At 70.4% G+C, this 21,980-nt stretch carries 18 protein-coding genes; 9 read left to right on the top strand and 9 right to left on the bottom strand.

All coding sequences use genetic code 11. From position 1 onward, the window contains the following. The first annotated feature begins 39 nt into the window (after window positions 1–39). Window positions 40–1,824, top strand: coding sequence for an amidase family protein (locus V4F39_RS05740; protein WP_332288348.1), 1,785 nt, complete (start codon window positions 40–42; stop codon window positions 1,822–1,824). 56 nt (window positions 1,825–1,880) lie between these two features. Here the strand turns inward: V4F39_RS05740 and V4F39_RS05735 are convergent, their stop codons facing one another. The 4 genes from V4F39_RS05735 to V4F39_RS05720 all read right to left on the bottom strand — a co-directional run bounded on the left by V4F39_RS05735 (window position 1,881) and on the right by V4F39_RS05720 (window position 6,169). Then, complete coding sequence (locus V4F39_RS05735) at window positions 1,881–3,878, bottom strand: PhoX family protein (protein WP_332288347.1); 1,998 nt, start codon at window positions 3,876–3,878, stop codon at window positions 1,881–1,883. Between the two features lie 181 nt (window positions 3,879–4,059). Continuing rightward, a complete protein-coding gene (locus V4F39_RS05730; protein ID WP_332288346.1) occupies window positions 4,060–4,872 on the bottom strand; it encodes a BPSS1780 family membrane protein in 813 nt (270 codons plus the stop codon). 21 nt (window positions 4,873–4,893) lie between these two features. Beyond that, window positions 4,894–5,862 (bottom strand): homoserine kinase, encoded by a 969-nt coding sequence (locus tag V4F39_RS05725; RefSeq protein WP_332288345.1) that lies wholly within the window; start codon window positions 5,860–5,862, stop codon window positions 4,894–4,896. Between the two features lies 1 nt (window position 5,863). Then, window positions 5,864–6,169 carry a hypothetical protein gene (locus tag V4F39_RS05720; protein WP_332288344.1) on the bottom strand — a complete coding sequence of 102 codons (306 nt, stop codon included), beginning with the start codon at window positions 6,167–6,169 and terminating at the stop codon, window positions 5,864–5,866. 55 nt (window positions 6,170–6,224) lie between these two features. Between V4F39_RS05720 and polA the strand changes: the two genes are divergently transcribed. From polA to sixA, 4 genes are all read left to right on the top strand, one after another. Further along, entirely contained in the window at window positions 6,225–9,074 is a 2,850-nt protein-coding gene (gene polA, locus V4F39_RS05715; RefSeq protein ID WP_378235084.1) for a DNA polymerase I, read from the top strand. Between the two features lie 90 nt (window positions 9,075–9,164). Further along, window positions 9,165–10,025, top strand: coding sequence for a UDP-2,3-diacylglucosamine diphosphatase (locus V4F39_RS05710; RefSeq protein ID WP_332288343.1), 861 nt, complete (start codon window positions 9,165–9,167; stop codon window positions 10,023–10,025). Window positions 10,026–10,034: 9 nt separating this feature from the next. Continuing rightward, a complete protein-coding gene (ppk1, locus tag V4F39_RS05705; protein ID WP_378235083.1) occupies window positions 10,035–12,119 on the top strand; it encodes a polyphosphate kinase 1 in 2,085 nt (694 codons plus the stop codon). A gap of 31 nt (window positions 12,120–12,150) precedes the next feature. Then, entirely contained in the window at window positions 12,151–12,615 is a 465-nt protein-coding gene (gene sixA / locus V4F39_RS05700; RefSeq protein ID WP_332288341.1) for a phosphohistidine phosphatase SixA, read from the top strand. A gap of 36 nt (window positions 12,616–12,651) precedes the next feature. Here the strand turns inward: sixA and ppx are convergent, their stop codons facing one another. Next, complete coding sequence (gene ppx / locus V4F39_RS05695) at window positions 12,652–14,157, bottom strand: exopolyphosphatase (RefSeq protein WP_332288340.1); 1,506 nt, start codon at window positions 14,155–14,157, stop codon at window positions 12,652–12,654. A gap of 102 nt (window positions 14,158–14,259) precedes the next feature. Here ppx and V4F39_RS05690 point away from each other — a divergent pair, with 102 nt between their 5' ends. Then, a complete protein-coding gene (locus tag V4F39_RS05690) occupies window positions 14,260–15,039 on the top strand; it encodes a ZIP family metal transporter (RefSeq protein WP_332288339.1) in 780 nt (259 codons plus the stop codon). A gap of 49 nt (window positions 15,040–15,088) precedes the next feature. Here V4F39_RS05690 and V4F39_RS05685 read toward each other — a convergent pair whose 3' ends face one another. The 4 genes from V4F39_RS05685 to V4F39_RS05670 all read right to left on the bottom strand — a co-directional run bounded on the left by V4F39_RS05685 (window position 15,089) and on the right by V4F39_RS05670 (window position 18,656). Next, window positions 15,089–15,523: a universal stress protein gene (locus tag V4F39_RS05685; protein ID WP_332288338.1), complete on the bottom strand. Its 435-nt coding sequence runs from the start codon at window positions 15,521–15,523 to the stop codon at window positions 15,089–15,091. Between the two features lie 94 nt (window positions 15,524–15,617). Continuing rightward, complete coding sequence (locus V4F39_RS05680) at window positions 15,618–16,481, bottom strand: sulfurtransferase (RefSeq protein ID WP_332288337.1); 864 nt, start codon at window positions 16,479–16,481, stop codon at window positions 15,618–15,620. Beyond that, window positions 16,478–17,368, bottom strand: coding sequence for a DMT family transporter (locus tag V4F39_RS05675; protein WP_332288336.1), 891 nt, complete (start codon window positions 17,366–17,368; stop codon window positions 16,478–16,480). The genes V4F39_RS05680 and V4F39_RS05675 overlap by 4 nt, the downstream gene beginning before the upstream one ends. A gap of 175 nt (window positions 17,369–17,543) precedes the next feature. Beyond that, window positions 17,544–18,656: an aromatic ring-hydroxylating oxygenase subunit alpha gene (locus V4F39_RS05670; RefSeq protein WP_332288335.1), complete on the bottom strand. Its 1,113-nt coding sequence runs from the start codon at window positions 18,654–18,656 to the stop codon at window positions 17,544–17,546. Window positions 18,657–18,871: 215 nt separating this feature from the next. Between V4F39_RS05670 and xseB the strand changes: the two genes are divergently transcribed. The 3 genes from xseB to dxs are packed head-to-tail and all read left to right on the top strand — an operon-like array spanning window position 18,872 to window position 21,971. After that, on the top strand, window positions 18,872–19,123 hold the full coding sequence (xseB, locus tag V4F39_RS05665; RefSeq protein WP_332288334.1) for an exodeoxyribonuclease VII small subunit: 252 nt from the start codon (window positions 18,872–18,874) through the stop codon (window positions 19,121–19,123). Between the two features lie 34 nt (window positions 19,124–19,157). Further along, entirely contained in the window at window positions 19,158–20,045 is an 888-nt protein-coding gene (locus tag V4F39_RS05660; RefSeq protein ID WP_332288333.1) for a polyprenyl synthetase family protein, read from the top strand. 27 nt (window positions 20,046–20,072) lie between these two features. Beyond that, entirely contained in the window at window positions 20,073–21,971 is a 1,899-nt protein-coding gene (gene dxs, locus V4F39_RS05655; protein ID WP_332288332.1) for a 1-deoxy-D-xylulose-5-phosphate synthase, read from the top strand. Window positions 21,972–21,980: the final 9 nt, after the last annotated feature.

Raw genomic sequence — 21,980 nt, 5'->3', positions numbered from 1 at the left:
GCGGTGAGGCGCCGGCACTGGCGCAGGAGCCGTACCAGGATGATCGCCCCCTCGAAGAACAACACCTCTGCCGGCCGCCGTGGGCTGGCCTGGAGCGCCAGCGCGTTGATGCTCGCCGTGCTCGCCGCCTGCGGCGGCGACGACGACGACCGTGTCACCCTCGATCCCAACCGCCGGCCGTTCCCGCTGGTCGAGACCAGCGTCGCCCAGTTCCACGCCGCGATGCGCCAGGGCCAGGTGTCCTGCCGCGACGTGGTGCAGGGCTACCTGAGCCGGATCGCCGCCTATGACAAGGCCAAGAGCGACGCCTTTCCGTCCAGCCCCGAGCTGCGCAGCGTGATCCTCGCCAACCCGAACGCGCTGGCCGAGGCCGACGCGCTGGACAAGCGCTTCTTCGAGCAAGGCCGCACCAACGGCGCGCTGCATTGCGTGCCGGTGATCGTCAAGGACAACGTGGACACCGGCGACATGCCGACCACCGCGGGCTCCCTCGCGCTGGCCGCCAACCAGCCGCCCGACGATGCCTTCATCGTCAGGAACATCCGCGCGCAGGGCGCGATCATCATCGCCAAGGCCAACCTCGACGAGTTCGCGTTCGGCTTCGGTGGCGCCTCGGCGCTGGGCGGGCGCGTCGCGAATGCCTACATCACCGCGAACAGCCCGGGCGGCTCGTCGTCCGGCACCGGCACCGCGGTGGCGGCCAACCTCGCGATGGTGGGCATCGGCACCGACACCGGCGGTTCCGTGCGCGTGCCGTCGGCGGTGGAGGGGCTGATCGGCATCCGGCCGACGCTGCGCCTCGTCAGCCAGGACGGCATCGTGCCGCTGGCGCATTCGCAGGACACCGCCGGCCCGATGTGCCGCAACGTGCCCGACTGCGCCCTGCTGCTCGACGGCATGGTCGGCTACGACGCCAGCCCGTTCAGCGGCCAGCGCTCGGCCAAGGCCTACGACGCGCCGCTGGTGGCCAACGCCGCCTCGTACGCCCAGATGACGCAGTTGCCCCGCAGCTTCACCAGCGAGCTCAAGGCCGACGGCCTGAAGGGCGCGCGCATCGGGGTGGTGCGTTCGATGTTCCCCACCCCCACCGCGGCGAACCAGGCCTTCCTTGACACGCTGGAAGCGGCGCTGACGAAGATGAAGGAGGCCGGGGCGGTCGTCGAGGACGTGGAGATCACCGACAAGAACATCGTCATTGGTGCGGCCTCCGCACCGATCGCGGGCAACCCCGGCAACTTCGTGAGCCTGTCGTCCTACGAGTTCTCGGCCGACCTCACCGCTTACCTGTCGTCGTGGGCCTCGACGGCCGACAACCACTGGCGTTCCACCGCCGACGTCGCGCTGGCGCTGGCGAACTTCCCGTCCGAAGCCAGCGTGCTGCGCTCGTTCAACAGCTACCTGGCCAACGGCAATGCGCTGTCGGACACGTCGAGCGCGGCCTACCGGACCTGGCAGCGCAACCTGAAGCCGCGCGACGAGTTCGTGATCCCGCGGGTCACGGCCGCGCTGGACAACGTCGACTTCGCCTCCGGCACGCGCAAGGGCACGGCCTACGACGTGCTCGTCTACCCGGTGCTGCAGGGCTTCAACGGGACCAGCGTCAATTCGGGCAGCAACAACCGGCTCAGCCCGTTCAGCGGCTTCCCGGCGATGGCCTTCCCGGCCGGCTTCGCGAAGGCGACCGCCGCCGCCACGGTGGCCGAGCCGGTGGCCTTCGAGATGCTGGGCCGTCCGTTCGCCGAGGGCACGCTGATCCGCATCGGCTACGCCTGGGAGACGCTGGCCAAGCCGCGCGTGGCGCCGCCGACGGCGCCGGAGCTCTGACAAAAAGCCCCCGGCGCCTCGCGGCGCCGGGGGCTTCGTCTTTCAGCGCAGGCCGCTCAGGTGCCCACCTTGCCGCCGTCTTCCTTCCAGATCACCACGGTGGCCGGGCGCGGGCGGCCGCCGGCGGCGTCGGGCCACTTGGAGAACGCGAGCGGATCGACCGCCGGATCGACGGCCGGCTTGCGCGGGTGGCTGCCGTACTCGCCCGGGTGCTGCACGTTGACGAACACGTACTTCTGGTCGGGCGTCCAGGTGATGCCGGTGATCTCGCAGCCCGACGGGCCAACCAGGAATCGGCGGATCTCCTTGGTCGTCGGATCGGCCACCAGCATCTGGTTGTTGCCCATGCCGGCGTAGTTGCCGGTGTTGGAGAAGTTGCCGTCGGTCTGGATCCACAGGCGGCCGTCGGCGTCGAAGGCCAGGCCGTCGGGGCTGTTGAAGAGGTTGTCCTTGTTGATGTTGGACGAGCCCGCCTGCAGCGGCACCGTGCCGACGTTGGCGTGCGCCGGGTTGCCGGCCAGCACGAACAGGTCCCACTCGAAGGTCAGCGCCGCGGCGTCCTTGCCGGCCTCGCGCCAGCGGATGATCTGGCCGTAGATGTTCGCGGCGCGCGGGTTGGCCTCGTCGGTCGCGCTGCGGCCGCTGTTGTTGGTCAGCGTGAGGTAGGCCTCGCCGGTGCCGGGGTGCACCGTGACCCATTCCGGCCGGTCCATCTTGGTCGCGCCCACCGCGTCGGCGGCCAGGCGGGTGTTGACCAGGATGCCGCCGATGTCGGTGAACTTGGCGCCGAGCGTGCTGCCGTCGGTGGTGGCGGTGGACGGCACCAGCGCGATCCACTCGCCCGTGCCCATCATGTCGCCGGCGGTCGCGCCCGCGCCGAACTTGGCCACGTACAGCGTGCCCGACTCCAGCAGGTTGCGGTTGAGCATCGGGGTGTTGGCGTCGTACTTGCCCGTCGAGACGAACTTGTAGACGTAGTCGTCCGCCTGGTCGTCGCCCATGTAGACCACGACCCGGTTGTCCGCGGCCAGGGTCTGCGCTGCGTTCTCGTGCTTGATGCGGCCCAGCGCCGTGCGCTTCTTCGGCGTGGAGGAGGCGTCGAACGGGTCGATCTCGACGATCCAGCCCATGCGGTTCGATTCGTTCGGCTCCTTGGCGTAGTCGAAGCGGTTGTCGAACTCCTCCCAGCGGTAGCTGGACACGCCCGCCGTCACGCCGTAGCGGCGCATGTTGGCGTTGCGCGTGTCGGCGCCGCTGGTGGTGCCGAAGTAGCCGTTGAAGTTTTCCTCGCAGGTGAGGTAGGTGCCCCAGATCGTGAAGCCGTTGCCGCAGTTGTTGACGGTGCCCAGCGAGACCGTGCCGGTCGGGTCGGCGCTGGTCTGCATCAGCGCGTGGCCCCTGGCCGGGCCGGTAATGGCCATCGCCGTGTTCACGTGGATGCGGCGGTTGTACGGCGAGGGGATCACCACCTGCCAGTTGCCGTTCGTCAGCTTCACGTGAGCGACCGAGACGCCGTGCGCGTGCTGGCCCTTGCGCACCTGTTCGAGCGACCAGGGGGTCGCGCCGGACTGCACGCCGGGCGTGAAGAAGAACTCGGGGTTGATGTACTCGTGGTTCATCACGAGCAGGCCTTCCGTGCTGCTGTTGCCCAGCGGAAAGAAGTGCATGCCGTCGTGGTTGTCGCCGAACTGCAGCGCCTGGTCGGCGGCGGTGTTCGTGGCGTCCGGCTTCCAGGCCGGCGATTCGGGGAACAGCGGGTCGCCCCAGCGGCAGAAGACCGCATGCTTGTAGCCGGCGGGCACGGTGATCGTGTCCAGCGTGTTCGCCGCCACCTGGGCGAAGCCGAGCATCACCGGCGCGGGGCTGCCGCCGTCGTCGTCGTCGTTGTCATCGCTGCCGCAGGCGGCCAGGCCTGCGCCGAAGAAGCCCACGGCACCCAGGCCCAGGCCGGTCTTCAGGAAGCCGCGGCGCGAACGGGCGCGCTCGACGATCTCGTTGAAGTGCGTGTTGGCACTGGTGTTGGTGGGGACGTCTTCGCGGTCAATAGCGCTCATCGAGGCAGGTTCCTTGTGGGAGGGAAAGGAAGCCGCGCACCGCATCAGGCTGGCGCGAGGCTGGCTTGCAGCCGCGATGCTGATGGGCGTCGATGACGAAGGCATGAACGCGCGGTGGCACGCCTGTCACGATGACAGAAATGCCACCGGCGGCCGGGCGCAGCCGCCCGGCGCGGGGGACTCAGAATTCCCCGAAGGTGTCCACGAAGCTGAAGTACAGCGAGACGTAGAAGGCCACGGTGAACATCAGCGCGGCCGGCATCGCGGCCACGCCGACGAGTTGCCGCGCATCCAGCAGCGTGAAGACCGTGGCGGCCACGAAGCCGAAGGCGCCGATCACCAGCGCCCAGGCGGCCGTGTACATCAGGAAGGCGCCCTTGGTGCGCCATACCGCCAGCGTGCTGGAGAACAGCGCCTGCGGCACGCCCTGGCCGCCCCACCACACCAGCGCCGGCGCATGCCAGAAGGGGATGGCCAGCACCGCCGCGAGCCCGAAGCGCACCAGCAGCCCGTTGCGCAGCGACGGGTCGGCCAGCAACTGCTCGATCTCGGCCTGCGCGCTTTCGGAGGCCTGGCCGCTCGCCATCAGCACCTGCAGCCGCTCGAAGCGGCCGCCGTCGATGCTGTCGCTGAGCCAGATGATGCACAGCGTGGCCAGTGCGTAGAGCGCGCACAGGATCAACAGCGCCTTGCGGCGCCCTGCGTTCTCGGGCGAGGCGGTGGCGCCGCGCAGCGGCTCGATCAGCTGGCCGGGATGCACCGGCCCGCCGGCCAGCGCGGAGCGGGTCGCGATCATGTAGCCCAGCGACAGCAGCGGCAGCGCCAGCACCAGCAGCAGGCCGCCGGCCGGCACGGCCATCGCGAGCAGCGCCGCGAGCATGAAGGCGATGAACAGGCTCGACAGCGCCATGGGCCGCCGGAAGAACGCGCGGAAGCCGTTGCGTGTCCAGGCAAAGCCCTGGCGCGGCGCGACCTCGTGGAGATGGAAGCTCATGAAATGCAGGGCGCGCTGCGGTCAGCGCGGCGGGTGCCAGGGGTTGTCGATGCGGGCCTGCAGCACACGCTCGAAATGCGCGGGGTCGTGCGGCTGGAGCAGCGCGGCATCGCGCGGCAGGTGGAAGTCCCAGAGCCGTGAGGTCCAGAAGCGCAGCGCGGCCGCGCGCATCAGCGCGGGCAGCAGCCGCACCTCGTTGCCCTCGAGCGGGCGCGAGCGCTCGTAGGCGGCGACGAAGGCCGCCGCGCGGTCCTCGATCAGCGCGCCGGTGTCGAGGTCGATGCACCAGTCGTTCAGGCACACGGCGATGTCGAACAGGAAACTGTCGACACCCGCGAAGTAGAAGTCGAAGAAACCGGTGAGCCGCTCGTGGCCGGGCAGGCCCGCGAACATCACGTTGTCGCGGAACAGGTCGGCATGGATCGGGCCGGCGGGCAGGCCCTGGAAGGCGGGCGAATCGGCCAGCTCCTGCTGGAACGCGAGTTCCTCGGAGATCAGCGTGTGCTGCGCTGCCGTCAGGTAGGGCAGCACCAGCGGCACGGTCTCGGCCCACCACGCCAGGCCGCGCAGGTTCGGCTGGTGGCGCGGGTAGTCCTGCCCGGCGAGGTGCATGCGCGCCAGCATGCCGCCGACCTGTTCGCAGTGATGGTGGTCGGGGGCGAGCTGGTGGCCGCCCTCGAGCTTGTCGACCAGCGCCGCGGGCTTGCCCTTGAGCGTGTGCAGGATCTCGCCGGCCGCGTCGGCGTGCGGGTCGGGCACCGGGATGCCGCGGCGTGCGAGGTGCTGCATCAGGTGCAGGTAGAACGGCAACTGCTCGAACGTCAGGCGCTCGAAGATCGTCAGCACGTACTCGCCGCGGTCGGTGGTGACGAAGTAGTTGGTGTTCTCGATGCCCGCGCCGATGCCGCGCAGGCCCGTCAGCGTGCCGACGTCGAGGGGGGCGATGAAGGCGCGGGCCTCGTCGAGCGAGACCTCGGTGAAGACGGCCACGTCAGAACGTCAGGACGTTCCACACCCGCTGGCCCGCCGCACCGCGGCTGGCCCCGGCGGCCTGCGACATGTTGCGCGCGCCGTCGGCCGGGATGATCTCGTATTCGCCCGCCTTGCCGCCCCCCTTGGGGCGCACCACCAGGCGCTGCGTCTGGCCGCGCACGCGCAGCTCCTCGATGCGCACGCCGTCGTCCTCGATCACGGTCTGCTGCACCTTGGGCTCGATGGGCTCGGCGGCAGCGGGGCCGTGCAGCGCCGCGCAGGCCGACAGGGCCGCCAGCGGCAGGAGGAAACGGGTGGTGGTCATGGGGCCCGATTCTAGCGACGGCGGCTGCGGCCGAAGGCCGTCGCACAATCGCCGCATGACCGAGACGACTTCCGCCCCCGGCGCCATGGCCGAGACCCTCCAGCCCGCCGAAACCGCGCTGCTGCTGGTCGACGGCTCCAGCTACCTCTACCGCGCCTACCACGCGCTGCCCGACCTGCGCGGACCCGACAACTTCCCCACCGGCGCGCTGCACGGCATGGTGGCGATGCTGACGAAGCTGCGCGCGCAGTTCCCGTCGGCGCACGCCGCCTGCGTGTTCGACGCGCCGGGCAAGACCTTCCGCGACGACCTGTACGCCGAGTACAAGGCCAACCGCGCCGCGATGCCCGAGCCGCTCGCGCAGCAGATCCCGCCGATCCACGAGGTGGTCAAGCTGCTGGGCTGGCCGGTGCTGTCGATCCCCGGCATCGAGGCCGACGACGTGATCGGCACGCTCGCGCGGACGGTGGCGGCGCGCGGCGGCAAGGTGGTGATCTCGACCGGCGACAAGGACATGGCCCAGCTCGTCGACGAGCGGGTGACGCTCATCAACACGATGAGCAACGAGTCGCTCGACTCGGCCGGCGTGCAGGCCAAGTTCGGCGTGCCGCCCGAGCGCATCGTCGACTACCTCTCGCTGATCGGCGACACCGTGGACAACGTGCCCGGCGTCGAGAAGGTCGGGCCCAAGACGGCCGCGAAGTGGCTGGCCGAGCACGGCTCGCTCGACGGCGTGATGGCCGCCGCGGGCGGCATCAAGGGCGTGGCCGGCGAGAACCTGCGCAAGGCGCTCGACTGGCTGCCGCTGGGCCGCCGGTTGGTGACGATCAGCACCGACTGCGACCTCGCCGGGCACGTGGCCGGCTGGCCGGCCGAGAGCGCCATCGATGCGCTGCGCTTCGCCGAGCCCGACCCGCACGCGCTGCTGGACTTCTACGGCCGCTACGGCTTCAAGACCTTCCGCCGCGAGCTCGAGCAGCGCCTGGCCGCCGTGCTGCCCGCGCCGACGCCCGACGAGCCCTTCGCCGACGGTGCGGGCGATGCGTCGCAGCCCGCCGCCACGGCGTGCGAGGCTGCCCCGGCCGTCGAGGGCCGCTACGAGACCATCACCACCTGGGAGCGGCTGGACGACTGGCTGGGCCGCCTGCGCCACGCGCCGCTGGCCGCCCTCGACACCGAGACCGATTCGCTCGACCCGATGCGCGCGCGCATCGTCGGCATCAGCTTCGCGCTGCAGCCGCGCGAGGCGGCCTACGTGCCCCTGGCGCACAACTACGCCGACGCGCCCGACCAACTGCCGCAGGACGAGGTGCTGGCACGGCTCAAGCCCTGGCTGGAGGACGAGGCCGCCGGCAAGATGGGCCAGAACGTCAAGTACGACACCCATGTGCTGGCCAACCACGGCATCCACGTGCGCGGCTGGCGGCACGACACCCTGCTGCAGAGCTACGTGCTGGAGGCGCACCGCCAGCACAGCCTGGAAAGCCTGGCCGACCGCCACCTCGGCCGCAAGGGGCTGAGCTACGAGGACATCTGTGGCAAGGGCGCCAAGCAGATCCCGTTCGCCCAGGTCGACGTGGACACGGCCACGAAGTACTCGGGCGAGGACAGCGAGATGGTGCTCGACGTGCACCGCGTGCTATGGCCGCAACTCGAAGCCACCCCTGCCGTGAAGCCCAGCCTGCGCTACGTGTACGAGCAGATCGAGATGCCCACCAGCGAGGTGCTGCAGCGCATCGAGCGCCACGGCGTGCTGGTGGACGCCGCGGTGCTGGCCAGGCAGAGCCAGGAGCTGGCCGAACGCATGATCGCGCTGGAGCAGGAGGCCTACGCCATCGCCGGCCAGCCCTTCAACATGGGCAGCCCCAAGCAGATCGGCGAGATCCTCTTCAACAAGCTCGGCATTCCGGTGCAGAAGAAGACGGCCACCGGCGCGCCGTCGACCGACGAAGAGGTGCTGGAGAAGCTCGCGGCCGACTACCCGCTGCCCGCCAAGCTGCTGGAGCACCGCAGCCTGTCGAAGCTGAAGGGCACGTACACCGACAAGCTGCCGCTGATGGTCAACCCCGTCACCGGCCGCGTGCACACCAACTACGCGCAGGCGGTGGCCGTCACCGGGCGGCTGTCGAGCAACGAGCCGAACCTGCAGAACATCCCGATCCGCACGCCGGAAGGCCGGCGCGTGCGCGAGGCCTTCATCGCGCCGCCGGGCCACGTGATCGCCAGCGCCGACTATTCGCAGATCGAGCTGCGCATCATGGCCCACATCAGCGAGGACCCGGGCCTGCTGGGCGCCTTCGCGGAGGGGCGGGACGTGCACCGGGCGACGGCCTCCGAGGTGTTCGGCGTGCCGCTCGACCAGGTGAGCAGCGAGCAGCGGCGCTACGCCAAGGTCATCAACTTCGGGCTGATCTACGGCATGGGCGCCTTCGGGCTGGCCAGCAACCTGGGCATCGACCAGAAGGCCGCCAAGAACTACATCGACCGCTACTTCGACCGCTTCGCGGGCGTCAAGCGCTACATGGACGAGACACGCGCCAAGGCGGCGGAGCAGGGCTACGTGGAAACGCTGTTCGGCCGGCGCATCGTGCTGCCCGAGATCACCGGTGGCAGCGGCCCGCGCCGCGCCGCGGCCGAGCGCCAGGCGATCAATGCGCCGATGCAGGGCACGGCGGCCGATCTGATCAAGCTGGCGATGATCGCGGTGCAGGCCGAGATCGACCGCGCCGCCAAGGCCACGCGCATCGTGATGCAGGTGCACGACGAACTGGTGTTCGAGGTGCCGCAGGCGGAGGTGGACTGGGCGCGCGCCGAGGTGCCGCGCCTGATGGCGGGGGTGGCCGAACTGAAGGTGCCGCTGCTGGCCGAGGTGGGCGTGGGCGCCAACTGGGACCAGGCGCACTGAACGACCGGCGGGCGGGCCTGCCCCCCCTGTCACTCCACCGTCACGCCCCCGCCGCGCCGCCGTCATCCGGCACCGGAATGATCCGGCGCCATGCGAATCGCGTTCGATGCCCTTGCCGCCGGCGCGCTGACCGCGCATGCCGAACCTGACCATGCCGAGGCCGCGCCCGGCGGACTGCGCTTCCGCACGGTGTGGATCTCCGATCTGCACCTGGGCACGCCCGGCTGCCAGGCCCAGGCGCTGCTGGACTTCCTGCGCACGGTGGAGTGCGACACGCTGTTCCTGGTCGGCGACATCATCGACGGCTGGCAGCTGCGCCGCACGTGGTATTGGCCGCAGAGCCACAACGACGTGATCCAGAAGCTGCTGCGCAAGGCGCGCAAGGGCACACGCGTCATCTACGTGCCCGGCAACCACGACGAATTCGCGCGCCGCTATGTGGAGCACAACTTCGGTGGCATCGACGTGGCCGAGGAATGGGTGCACCGCACCGCCGACGGCCGGCGGCTGTGGGTGATCCACGGCGACCTGTTCGACGGCGTGATCCAGTGCGCCAAGTGGCTGGCCTACGTGGGGGATTCGCTCTACGAATTCACGCTGAAGCTGAACCGCCACGTCAATTCGCTGCGCGCGCGCCTGGGGCTGCCGTACTGGAGCCTGTCGAAGTACCTGAAGCTCAAGGTGAAGCGTGCGGTGAGCTACGTCGGCGACTTCGAGAACGCCGTGGCGCGCGAGGCACGCCGGCGCGGCATGCAGGGCGTGGTGTGCGGGCACATCCACCATGCGGAGATGCGCGACATCGACGGCATCCTGTACGCCAACGACGGCGACTGGGTGGAGAGCCTGACCGCGCTGGTCGAGCATGCCGACGGCCGGCTGGAGATCCTCGACTGGGCCGCCTGGCTGCGCACCGGCCGGCCATGTCATGAATCTGTCGTACAAGCTTCATAAACTGGCTGCATGCCGGATGCCTCTGCTGACTTGCCGCCTGCGACCGGTCCGGGCCTGACGCTGCTGCCGCTCAACCGCGAGCAGGCCATCCTGGCGTTCAACCGCCGGGTGCTGGCGCAGGCCCGCCGCCCCGACGTGCCGCTGCTGGAGCGGCTGCGCTACATCACCATCGTCTCGTCGAACCTCGACGAGTTCTTCGAGGTGCGTTACGCCGACTACCTCGAGGCGGCGGCGGCGATCGGCTCCGCGTCCGACGTCGACCTGCAGGCGCTGTCGGCGGACGCCCATGCGCTGATCGACGAGCAGTACGTGCTCTTCAACGAGCAGGTGATGCCGGCCCTGGCGGCCGAGGGCATCGTCGTGCTCAACCATGCCGAGCGCAACGATGCGCAGCGCCAGTGGGTCGCCCGCTTCTTCGAACGCCAGGTGATGCCGCTGCTGGTGCCGGTGGGGCTGGATCCGGCGCACCCGTTCCCCCTGGTGGCCAACAAGAGCCTGAACTTCATCGTGCGGCTGGGCGGCCGCGATGCCTTCGGCCGCGAGAGCAGCATCGCCATCGTCAAGGTCCCGCGGGTGCTGCCCCGGGTGATCCGCCTGCCCGATGCCGTCTGCACGCCGGGGCAGCAGGGCTTCGTGCTGCTGTCGAGCGTGATCCGTGCCCATCTGGCGGACCTGTTCCCCGGCCGCGAGGTCGAGACGTTTTCGCAGTTCCGCGTGACCCGCGACTCCGACCTGGAGGTCGACGAGGACGACGTCACCAACCTGCGCCAGGCGCTGCGCTCCGGGCTCACCACGCGCCACTTCGGCCAGGCTGTGCGCCTGGAGGTGGTGAGGAGCTGCCCGGAGGAGCTGTCTGCCTTCCTGCTGCAGCAGTTCGCGCTGCCGGCCGCGGCGCTGTACCGCGTCAACGGGCCGGTGAACCTGGTGCGGCTGAACCAGCTGATCGACCAGACGGTGGCCGACCGCCTGCGCTTCCCGGTCTACGAGCCGGCGTGGCCGCTGCTGCGCCTGCCGCGCGGCCAGTCGATCTTCGAGCGGCTGCGTCGGGGCGACGTGCTGCTGCACCACCCGTTCGAGAGCTTCGAGCCGGTGGTGCAGTTCCTGCGCGAGGCGGTGCACGACCCCGACGTGCTGGCCATCAAGCAGACGATCTACCGCACCGGCACGCAGAGCGTGCTGATGGACCTGCTGATCGAGGCGGCCCGCCGCGGCAAGGAGGTGATGGTCGTCGTCGAGCTGAAGGCGCGCTTCGACGAGGAGGCCAACATCAACTGGGCGGAGCGGCTCGAGGCCGTCGGTGCGCAGGTGGTGTACGGCATCGTGGGGCTCAAGACGCACGGCAAGCTGCTGCTCGTCACGCGGCGCGAAGGCGCGCGCCTGCGCCGCTACGCGCACCTGTCGACCGGCAACTACAACCCGCGCACCGCGCGTCTGTACACCGACATCGGCTACCTGACCGCCGACGAGCCGCTGGCCGCCGATGCCGACGCGGTGTTCCACCAGCTCGCGAGCCTGACCGCGATGAAGCCGCCGCGGCACCTGCTCACCGCGCCTTTCGTGCTGCACGGCCGCATGCTGCGCCACCTGTCGCAGGTGGCCGATGCCGCCCGCGCGGGCCGGCCGGCGCGGGTGGTGGTCAAGTGCAATGCGCTCACCGACCCCGGGCTGATCGACGGGCTGGTCGCCGCGGCGCAGGCGGGCGCGTCCATCGACCTCGTGGTGCGCGGCGCCTGCATGCTGCGCCCCGGCGTGCCGGGCTTCACCGACAGGATCCGCGTGAGGTCGATCGTCGGGCGCTTCCTCGAGCACACGCGGGTGATCTATTTCCGCTGGGGCGAGGACGATGCGCACGAGGCCCTCTACCTCAGCAGCGCCGACTGGATGAGCCGCAACATGTTCCGGCGCATCGAGGTCGCGTGGCCGGTGCGCGACGCGGCCCTGCGCCAGCGCGTGATCGACGAATGCCTCGTGCCCTACCTGCACGACACGTGCGAAGCCTGGCTGCTGCGTACCGACGGCCACTACGACCCCGTGATGGCCGGCGGCGCGCCCGTGAGCGCGCAGCAGGCGCTGATGCGCCGCTTCGGCGGCTGATGCGCGGGCCGCGGCCCGCTGAAGGACGACCATGGACCTGATCCTCTGGCGCCACGCCGATGCCCTCGAATTGCGCGAGCTCGGCGACGACCTGGCCCGCGGCCTCACGCCCAAGGGCGAGCGCCAGGCCGCGCGCATGGCGAGCTGGCTGAACCAGGTGCTGCCCGAGAGCACCCGCATCCTCGTCAGCCCCGCCAAGCGCGCGCAGCAGACGGCGCAGGCGCTGGAACGCAAGTTCAAGACGGCCCCGGGGCTCTCGCCCGACGGCACGGTCGATTCGCTGCTGGCGGAGGCGCGCTGGCCGGAGTCGCGCCATCCGGTGCTGGTGGTGGGGCACCAGCCGACGCTGGGCCTGGCGGCGTCCTACCTGCTCACCGGCGGCACCGTGCAGCCGTGGAGCGTGCGCAAGGCCGGCGTATGGTGGCTGCGGCTGCGCGAGCGCAACGACAGCACCGAGGTGGTGCTGGCCTGCGTGCGCGGGCCCGAGCACCTCTGACGGCAGGCGGCGTCCGCGCGGGGGAAGGGGCGCCGCTCAGCCTTCGACGCGCACTTCCAGCGCGTCCTGCCGCTGCCAGGCCTGCGCTTCCTCCTGCAGCAGGTAGACCGTGCGCGGGTTGGTCCGTGCCCAGTCGGCCGGGAACCGGATGGAGACGCTGCGTGCCTGGCGTGCCAGGTCGATGGCATGCCCCGGGAACGCGCCTCGTGCGTGGCATTCGATCGCGGCGAGCCGCAGTGCGAGCACCTGCCAGGCGAAGCCTTCGTTGGCGAGCGCCGCCTCGATCTTGCGCAGGCCGCCGCGCTGGCCGAGTGCCAGGTCGGCGATGCGCCGCTGCTGGTTCTGCGAGAAGCCCGGCGCGTCGACGTGCCCGAGCAGGTAGGCGCTGTGGCGGTGGTGGTCGTGGTGCGAGACCATCATGCCCAGCTCGTGCAGGTCGCAGGCCCAGCCCAGTTCGCGCACCGCGTCGGCATCGGCCTTGGGCGACAGCTGCCGGTACAGCGCCAGCGCGACGCCGCGCACCCGTTCGGCCTGCGCGACATCGACCATGAATCGCTGCTGCAGCTCGCGCACCGAACCTTCGCGCACATCGCCGCCCTGCCCGTCGCGCGGCGCGTGTACCCGGTCGTAGAGGTCGATGATCACGCCCTGGCGCAGTGCGCCGCGGGCAGGCTGCAGCGATTCGATGCGGAAATGCGTGGCCAGGGTGTAGAGGATGGCCAGGCCGCCGGCGATGACCGCCCGGCGGTCTTCCTTCAGGCCGGGCAGGTCGAGCTTGTCGATGTGGCCGGCTTCGATACAGCGCTGGATGCACCAGCGCAGGCCTTTGGGGGTGATGCTGCCGTCGGTGACGCGGCTGGCCGCGAGCAGCTGCGACACGGCGCCTGCCGTGCCGGACGACCCGAGCGACTCCTGCCAGCGGCGCGGCGCGAAGGCGTCGAGCGCTTCCTCGAACTCGGCGCCGGCGGCGATCTGCGCGGCGCGGAAGCCCGCCTCGGTCAGGCGGCCGTCCGGGAAGTGGCGCATCGACAGGCTGACGCTGCCGACCCGGAACGACTCCGCCGTGGCCGGCACGCGTCCGCGGCCGAGGATCATCTCGGTGGAGCGCCCGCCGATGTCGATCACCAGCCGGGGCGCGTCGCTGGGTTGCAGGTGCGCGACGCCGGCATAGATCAGCCGGGCCTCCTCGCGCCCCGAGATCACCTCGATCGGCAGTCCCAGCGTGGCCTGCGCGCGCTCGAGGAAGGCGTCGCGGTTCTGCGCCTCGCGCAGCGTCTGCGTGGCCACCGCGCGCACCTGCGCCGGCTCGAAGCCTTCCAGCCGCCGCGCGAAGCGCTGCAGGCAGGCCAGGCCGCGCTGCGCGGCGTCCTCGGTCAGCAGGCCCTGGTCATCCAGGCCGGCGCCCAGCCGCACGGTCTCCTTCAGGTAATCGATGCGCCGGTAGCGGCCATGCTGCATCTGGCCGATCTCGAGGCGAAAGCTGTTGGAGCCCATGTCGATGGCTGCCAACGGCCCCGACGTCAGAGTGCTTTGCGAATCCATGCCAGGATTGTGCTGGCAGTCGGCGCGGCGACCGTGGCGTCCGCCCCTCAGGCTCTATCTAGAATGCGGTCCCTTTTTTGACGCGCCCGCCGCATCGTCCCGATGACTTTGCTGTACATCGTCCTGGCCACGCTGGCCGGCGGCTTGCTGTCGGTGGCCATCGCGGCCAGCCTGACGGTGCACCTGCTGGGCCGGGTCGTGAAGAGCCTGGTGAGCCTGTCCGCCGGCGTGCTGCTGGCCACGGCGCTGCTGAACATGCTGCCCGAGGCCTTCGAGAGCGATGCCGAGGCGCATGCGCTGTTCGCGACGCTGCTGGCCGGGCTGCTGTTCTTCTTCCTGCTGGAGAAGGTGGAGCTCTACCGCCACACCCACCACCACGAGGGCGACGGCCACCATCACCACCATCACTTCGACGCGGAGCAGGCCGGCCGCGGTGGGTGGAGCGTGCTGCTGGGCGACAGCATCCACAACTTCTGCGACGGCATCATCATCGCGGCCGCCTTCCTGACCGACGTGCAGCTGGGCGTGGTGACGGCGCTGGCCATCATCGCGCACGAGATCCCGCAGGAGGTCGGCGACTACATCGTGCTGCTCAACGCCGGCCTGTCGCGGCGCCGCGCGCTGGCCTACAACGCGCTGTCGGGCGGCGCGGCCGTGGTGGGCGGCGTGGTCGGGTACTTCGTCGTGGGGCCGTGGAAGGCGCTGTTCCCGTACCTGCTGGTGGTGGCCGCCAGCAGCTTCATCTACGTGGCCGTGGCCGACCTGCTGCCGCAGATGCAGCGGCGGCTCCCGCTGCGCGACACGGCCGCGCAGGTGGCCTGGCTGGTCGCGGGTGTGTCCATCGTGCTGCTCGCGATGAACGGGATGCACCACTCGCACTAGAACGTGCACCGGCGCCGCGGCTGCGCGGCACCGATGCACCGGAGTCGTCCTACTTGACGACCAGCACCGGGATCTTGCTGTGGATCAGCACGCGCTGGGTTTCGCTGCCCAGCAGCAGCGCCGCCATGCCCCGCCGGCCGTGCGAGGCCATGACGACCAGGTCGACCCCTTCGTGGGCGGCGTGCTCCAGGATCGCCTCCCAAGGGTGCAATGCCTCGACCGTGCTGCCGGTGCACTGCAGCCCGGCGGCGTTCGCCACGTCGATCACCGTCTTCACGCGGCCGGCGGCGATGCGCTCCTGGGCGTCGAAGAACTCCTGCGGCGGCACCGGCTGCATCTCGGAGATCGCGCTGTAGGGGAAGGGCTCCTTGACGCTGATGGTCGACAGCTTGGCACCGACGGCACGCGCGAGGTTGATCGCCGTCTCGACCGCCTTGCCCGTGATCTCGGAACCGTCGGTGGGGATCAGGATGTGCTTGAACATGCCGTACTCCTTGGTCAATGGACTGGTAGGAACTTGGATCGTGCCCCAGCCCGACTGTTCCGCCAATCCGGGCCGGCCGGGTTGACCTGGATCATCAACCGATCGCGATCGGCCTGGCCGGGTCCGCGGACCACTCGCTCCAGGAGCCGGGGTACAGCGCGCTGTCGCCCAGCCCCGCGTGGGCCATCGCCAGCAGGTTGTGGCAGGCCGTCACGCCGGAGCCGCACTGCTGTACCACCGACGAGGCATCGTGCCCGGCCGTCAGCGCCGTCCATTCGTCCCGGAGCGCCTGCGCCGACTTGAAGCGGCCGTCGGCCTGCAGGTTGTGCTTGAAGAAGCGGTTGCGCGCGCCGGGGATGTGGCCGGCCGCGGCGTCCAGCGGCTCCACCTCGCCGCGGAAGCGCTCGCCGGCGCGCGCATCGACCAACTGCACGCGCCCCAGGCTGCGCAGCAGCTGCGGTGCGTCGACGGTGGGCATGGCCGGCGCGGCGGCGGCCGGGTAGGCAGGCTGGGGTGCCGCGGCCGCCGGGGCGTCGGTCAAGGTGCCGCCGGCGGCCTGCCAGGCGGCCGGGCCGCCGTCGAGCACGCGGACGTCCGCATGCCCCAGCCAGCGCAGCAGCCACCAGGCGCGCGCGGCGTACGGCCCGCCCTGGGCATCGTAGGCCACCACCTGCACGCCGGGCGCGATACCCCAGCGGCCTGCCCGCACGGCAAACGCGTCGCGCGCAGGCAGCGGATGCCGGCCGCCGTTCGCGGGGCCGGCATCCTTGGGGCCGGAAAGGTCGCGGTCGAGGTGGACGTACTGCGCGCCGGGCAGGTGCGCCGAGGCGAATGCGCGTTCGCCGGCGTCGGGGTCCGCCAGGTCGAAGCCGCAGTCCAGCAGCACCAGCGGCGTGCCGGCCGCCTGCAGCGCGCGCAGCGCGTCGGGGGAGATGAGCGGGGAGGGTGTCGTCGTCATGGTTCGACCGAGCTGGTGGTGACGGCGGGCGCCTGGCGCGCCCGCAGGAGGGTGGCGCCGAGCCCGGCGCCGACGATGAGCAGCATGCCGGCCAAGGCCATCCAGGTGACGGCGTCGTCGAACAGCAGCACGCCGTAGCCGAACGCGAAGGCGATGCCCAGGTACTGCAGGCTGGCGTTCGACAGTGCATGGCCGATGGCATAGGCCCGGGTCATCATCATCTGCGCCGTGGTGGCGAGCACGCCCGTGGCCACGAGCAGCGCCCCGCTGCCCCAGGTGTGGCCCTGCGCGCCGGTGGCGAGCATGGACAGCGCGCCCGCGCCCATGCCGCCGAGCGAGAAGTAGAAGACGACGCGGTACTCCGGCTCGCCGATGCGGCCCAGCGCGGTGACCTGGAGGTAGGCCATCGCGGCGAGCATGCCCGACAGCAGCCCGGCCACGCCGTACCACAGCTGGTTGCTTTCCATCGTGGGCCGCAGCACCAGGGCCACGCCGAGGAAGCCGAGCAGGATGGTCGAGACGAGCCGGCCGTCGATGCTGTCGCGCCCGCCCATGAGCACGGCGCCGCCGATCAGGAACATCGCCATCCAGACCGACGACATGTAGTTCAGCGTCATCGCGGTGGCCAGCGGCAGGTGGCCGAGGGCGTAGAACCACAGGCCCAGCGAGAGCACGCCGACGACGCTGCGCCAGAAGTGCATCGCCGGCACCGGCGTGCGCAGCGTGCCGCCGCGCACACGCGTGATGCCGGCGATGAACAGCGCGCCGATGAGGCCGCGGTAGAAGACGATCTCACCGGCAGCGTAGTAGGCCGACGCGAGCTTGACGCACACGCCCATCGTCGCGAACAGGAAGGCCGAGCAGACCATCAGGAGGGGAGCAGACATTCCCCTATTGTGGGCGGCCGCTCCGAAGCGGCCGCGGGACCCGCTCGGCGGGTGGCGCCACGTACGCGTGGCGCCGGGTGCCCCATCCCCGCGGCCAGCGCCCGGCCGCTCCGAAGCGGCCGCGGGACCCGCTCGGCGGGTGGCGCCACGTACGCGTGGCGCCGGGTGCCCCATGTCACCTCGCCATCTTCATGCTCGCCCTGTACCACTCGTGGAAGTGCTTCATACCGTCTTCCATCGGGCTCTGGTACGGGCCGAACTCGTCGTCGCCCCGCTCGAAGAGCGCCTTGCGGCCGGCGTCCATGCGCAGTGCGATCTCGTCGTCCTCGACGCAGGTCTCCATGTAGGCCGCCTGCTGCGCCTCGACGAACTCGCGCTCGAAAGCGACGATCTCCTCCGGGTAGTAGAACTCCACGACGTTGGTGGTCTTCTGCGGACCCTTGGGGTAGAGCGTCGATACCACGAGCACATGCGGGTACCACTCGACCATGATGTTCGGGTAGTAGGTGAGCCAGATCGCGCCCTGGGCGGGCGTCTGCCCGGCGCTGAACTCGCGCACCGCGTCGTGCCAGCGTCGGTACACCGCCGAGCCGGGCCGCTCCAGCGACTTGTGCACCCCCACCGTCTGCACCGAGTGGTGCCGGCCGAACTCCCAGCGCAGGTCGTCGCAGGTGACGAAGCTGCCCAGCCCCGGGTGGAACGGGCCGACGTGGTAGTCCTCCAGGTAGACCTCGATGAAGGTCTTCCAGTTGTAGTCGCACTCGTGCACGTGGATGCGGTCGAGCACGTAGCCGTCGAAGTCCAGCGCGGCGCGGGGGCCGAGTTGGGCCAGGTCGGCCTGGACGTCCCGGCCGTTGTCCTCGAACAACATGCCGTTCCATTCGCGGACGCGGTAATTGTTGAGATGCAGGCAGGGATCCTGCGGGAAGTGGGGTGCCCCCACCAGCTGGCCATGCAGGTCGTAGGTCCAGCGGTGGAGCGGGCAGACGATGTGGCTGTTCACGTGGCCGCGGCCACGCAGCATGACCGCCTGCCGGTGGCGGCAGACGTTCGACACCAGTTCGATGCCGTTCTTGGTGTGCACCAGCGCGCGGCCTTCGCCTTCCTGGGGCAGCGCGTAGTAGTCCCCGACCCCGGGCACGGCGAGCGCGTGCCCGAGGTAGCGGGGACCATGCTGGAAGATGATTTCCTGCTCTCTGCGGAGCAGGTCCTCGTTGAAGTAGGTGTCAACCGACAGCTGGGTGCGGTTGCGTTCGAGCGCGGCAAGCTTGATGCTCAGGTCGGACATGATCCCCAGGATCTCCAAAAACCAATGTCAACCCCCCGCCAATCGTGGCGGGTTTGAAGGATTTCCGGGGCATCCCCGAAAAGCGAGCGCAGGATTGTACCCAGGGGGTGGTTCTCTGGGGCGAAGGGGGCAACTGGTAGCAACAACGGGAGGAGCCCGGTGGTCCGGTCCTTCAGCCTGTCTACAATCGCGGCCCTGACTTTTCACAACACGAGATGGCCAGCCGAACTCCCGCGAAGCCCGAAACGGCCGCCTGCGAGGCGCCCGCGCTCCGCTACGAAGATGCGCTGGCCGAGCTTGAACAACTGGTGCAGACCATGGAAAGCGGCCAGTTGCCGCTCGACAGGCTGCTCGAAAGCTACAAGCGCGGCGCCGATCTGCTGAGCCTCTGCCGTTCCCGGCTCCAGGCGGTGGAGGAGCAGGTCAAGGTCCTGGAGGACGGGCAGCTCAAGCCGTGGGCTGCCTGAGACGACGGTCGTCATGCGCGGCGCGAGGGATGTTATGAAGATCGATGATTTCGAGGTGTGGACACGCTCGGAGCAGGACGCCGTCGAGTCGGCGCTCGATGCCTGGGTGCCGGCCGATGCACCGGCGGGCGTGGGCGTGGCGATGCGCTACGGCGTGCTCGACGGCGGCAAGCGGCTGCGGCCGCTGCTCGTGCTGGCGGCCTGCGAGGCGGTGGGCGGCTCGCGCGAGGCGGCGATGCGCGCAGCCTGTGCGGTGGAGCTGATCCACGCCTATTCGCTGGTGCACGACGACATGCCCTGCATGGACAACGACGTGCTGCGCCGCGGCAAGCCCACGGTGCACGTGCAGTACGGCGAGGCCCAGGCCATGCTGGCCGGCGACGCCATGCAGGCGCTGGCCTTCGAGGTGCTGACGCCCGATGCCGGCGTGGAACCCGCGCTGCAGGCGCGCCTGTGCTCGCTGCTGGCCCGTGCGGCCGGGCATGCGGGCATGGCCGGCGGCCAGGCGATCGACCTCGCCAGCATCGGCAAGCCGCTCGGCGAGGTGGAGTTGCGCGACATGCACCGCCGCAAGACCGGCGCCCTGCTGCAGGCCAGCGTGTTGATGGGCGCCGCCTGCGGCCAGACGACGCCGGCCGCCTGGTCCGCGCTGTCGGACTACGGCGCGGCCATCGGGCTGGCGTTCCAGGTCGTCGACGACATCCTCGACGTCACGCAGGAATCCGAGACGCTGGGCAAGACCGCCGGCAAGGACCTGCACCACAACAAGCCGACCTACGTTTCGATCCTCGGCCTGGAGGCCGCACGGCGCCACGCCGACGAACTCCGTGACCAGGCGCACGCGGCGCTCGGCCGTGCCGGCCTGGCCGATGCACTGCGCCTGTCGCTGCTGGCCGACAAGGTCGTCGAGCGCCACAGCTGACCGGCCGCAGGCCGCCCCCTCTTCGCGATGACCCACACGCTGCTCTCCTCCATCGACAGCCCGGCCGACCTGCGCCGGCTGCCCCGCGCCAGCCTGCACACGCTGGCCCGTGAATTGCGCGACTGCGTGCTCCAGAACGTCAGCAAGACCGGCGGCCACCTGTCGAGCAACCTCGGCACCGTCGAGCTGACGATCGCGCTGCACTACGTCTTCAACACGCCGCACGACCGGCTGGTGTGGGACGTCGGCCACCAGACCTATCCGCACAAGATCCTCACCGGCCGCCGCGAGCGCATGGGCACGCTGCGACAGTACGGCGGCATCAGCGGCTTCCCTCGGCGCGACGAGAGCGAGTACGACAGCTTCGGCACCGCGCATTCGTCCACCTCGATCTCCGCCGCGCTCGGCATGGCCCTGGCGGCCAAGCTGAAGGGCGAGGACCGCAAGGCCGTGGCCGTCATCGGCGACGGCGCGATGACGGCCGGCATGGCCTTCGAGGCGCTCAACAATGCCGGCGTGTCGCACGGCGGGCTGCTGGCCGACATGCTCGTGGTGCTGAATGACAACGACATGTCGATCAGCCCGCCGGTGGGCGCGCTCAACAAGTACCTCGCGCGGCTGATGAGCGGCAAGTTCTACGCCGCGGCGCGCGAAGGCGCCAAGAGCGTGCTGAAGAACGCGCCGCCGCTGCTGGAGCTGGCACGCCGCTTCGAGGAGCACGCCAAGGGCATGGTCGTGCCCGGCACGATCTTCGAGGAGTTCGGCTTCACCTACGTGGGCCCGATCGACGGTCACGACCTCGACGCGCTGATCCCCACGCTGGAGAACCTGCGCGGCAAGAAGGGCCCGCAGTTCCTGCACGTCGTGACGAAGAAGGGATACGGCTACAAGCTGGCCGAGGCCGATCCGATCCTGTACCACGGCCCCGGCAAGTTCGACCCCGCCAAGGGCATCGCCAAGCCCAGCGCGCCGGCCAAGCCGGCGTTCATGCACATCTTCGGCCAGTGGCTGTGCGACATGGCGGCCACCGACCCGAGGCTCGTCGCGATCACCCCGGCGATGCTCGAGGGCTCGGGCATGGTCGAGTTCCAGCGCCGCTTCCCGCAGCGCTGCCACGACGTGGGCATCGCCGAGCAGCACGCCGTGACCTTCGCGGCCGGCCTGGCCTGCGAAGGGTTGAAGCCGGTGGTGGCGATCTACTCCACCTTCCTGCAGCGTGCCTACGACCAGCTGATCCACGACGTCGCGATCCAGAACCTGCCGGTGGTGTTTGCGCTCGACCGCGCCGGCCTGGTGGGTGCCGACGGTGCCACGCACGCGGGCAACTACGACATCGCGTTCCTGCGCTGCATCCCGAACATGGCCGTGCTCACGCCGGCCGACGAGAACGAGTGCCGCATGGCGCTGTCGACCGCCTACCGCCGCGACCACCCGGTGGCCGTGCGCTACCCGCGCGGCGCGGGCGCCGGCGTCGCCACCGACCCGGGCCTGCCGGCGTTCGAATGGGGCAAGGGCGAGGTGCGGCGCCGCGGCCAGCGCATCGCGATCCTTGCCTTCGGCACACTGCTCTACCCGGCGCTGGCCGCGGGCGACAAGCTCGACGCCACGGTCGTCAACATGCGCTTCGCCAAGCCGCTCGACGAAGCGCTGGTGCTCGAACTCGCGCGCAGCCACGAGGCGATCGTCACCGTCGAGGACGGTTGCACGATGGGCGGCGCCGGTTCGGCCGTGATGGAGACGCTGCAGGCCGCGGGCATCGCCACGCCGGTGCTGGCGCTGGGCCTGCCGGACGAGTTCATCGAGCACGGCGATCCGGTGAAGCTGATGTCGATGCTGGGCCTCGACGCGGCGGGCATCGAGCAGTCGGTGCGGCAGCGCTTTGCCGTGACCAAGCCCTCGCTGGTCGTCGCGGCATCCGCGGTCTGAGCGCCTGAA

Source organism: Aquincola agrisoli (assembly GCF_036621135.1).
Lineage (GTDB): Bacteria > Pseudomonadota > Gammaproteobacteria > Burkholderiales > Burkholderiaceae_C > Aquincola > Aquincola agrisoli.
This window is presented reverse-complemented; position numbering and strand designations above follow the sequence as displayed.

Bases quoted from the DNA above. Each gene is read 5' to 3' on its own strand.
- V4F39_RS05680 (WP_332288337.1), bottom strand. From the start codon at position 16,481: ATGACGACGACACCCTCCCCGCTCATCTCCCCCGACGCGCTGCGCGCG.
- V4F39_RS05710 (WP_332288343.1), top strand. From the start codon at position 9,165: ATGCGAATCGCGTTCGATGCCCTTGCCGCCGGCGCGCTGACCGCGCAT.
- V4F39_RS05735 (WP_332288347.1), bottom strand. From the start codon at position 3,878: ATGAGCGCTATTGACCGCGAAGACGTCCCCACCAACACCAGTGCCAAC.
- polA (WP_378235084.1), top strand. From the start codon at position 6,225: ATGACCGAGACGACTTCCGCCCCCGGCGCCATGGCCGAGACCCTCCAG.
- ppx (WP_332288340.1), bottom strand. From the start codon at position 14,157: ATGGATTCGCAAAGCACTCTGACGTCGGGGCCGTTGGCAGCCATCGAC.
- V4F39_RS05730 (WP_332288346.1), bottom strand. From the start codon at position 4,872: ATGAGCTTCCATCTCCACGAGGTCGCGCCGCGCCAGGGCTTTGCCTGG.
- xseB (WP_332288334.1), top strand. From the start codon at position 18,872: ATGGCCAGCCGAACTCCCGCGAAGCCCGAAACGGCCGCCTGCGAGGCG.
- ppk1 (WP_378235083.1), top strand. From the start codon at position 10,035: ATGCCGGATGCCTCTGCTGACTTGCCGCCTGCGACCGGTCCGGGCCTG.
- V4F39_RS05690 (WP_332288339.1), top strand. From the start codon at position 14,260: ATGACTTTGCTGTACATCGTCCTGGCCACGCTGGCCGGCGGCTTGCTG.
- V4F39_RS05720 (WP_332288344.1), bottom strand. From the start codon at position 6,169: ATGACCACCACCCGTTTCCTCCTGCCGCTGGCGGCCCTGTCGGCCTGC.
- V4F39_RS05660 (WP_332288333.1), top strand. From the start codon at position 19,158: ATGAAGATCGATGATTTCGAGGTGTGGACACGCTCGGAGCAGGACGCC.
- V4F39_RS05675 (WP_332288336.1), bottom strand. From the start codon at position 17,368: ATGTCTGCTCCCCTCCTGATGGTCTGCTCGGCCTTCCTGTTCGCGACG.
- V4F39_RS05740 (WP_332288348.1), top strand. From the start codon at position 40: ATGATCGCCCCCTCGAAGAACAACACCTCTGCCGGCCGCCGTGGGCTG.
- V4F39_RS05685 (WP_332288338.1), bottom strand. From the start codon at position 15,523: ATGTTCAAGCACATCCTGATCCCCACCGACGGTTCCGAGATCACGGGC.
- V4F39_RS05670 (WP_332288335.1), bottom strand. From the start codon at position 18,656: ATGTCCGACCTGAGCATCAAGCTTGCCGCGCTCGAACGCAACCGCACC.
- dxs (WP_332288332.1), top strand. From the start codon at position 20,073: ATGACCCACACGCTGCTCTCCTCCATCGACAGCCCGGCCGACCTGCGC.
- sixA (WP_332288341.1), top strand. From the start codon at position 12,151: ATGGACCTGATCCTCTGGCGCCACGCCGATGCCCTCGAATTGCGCGAG.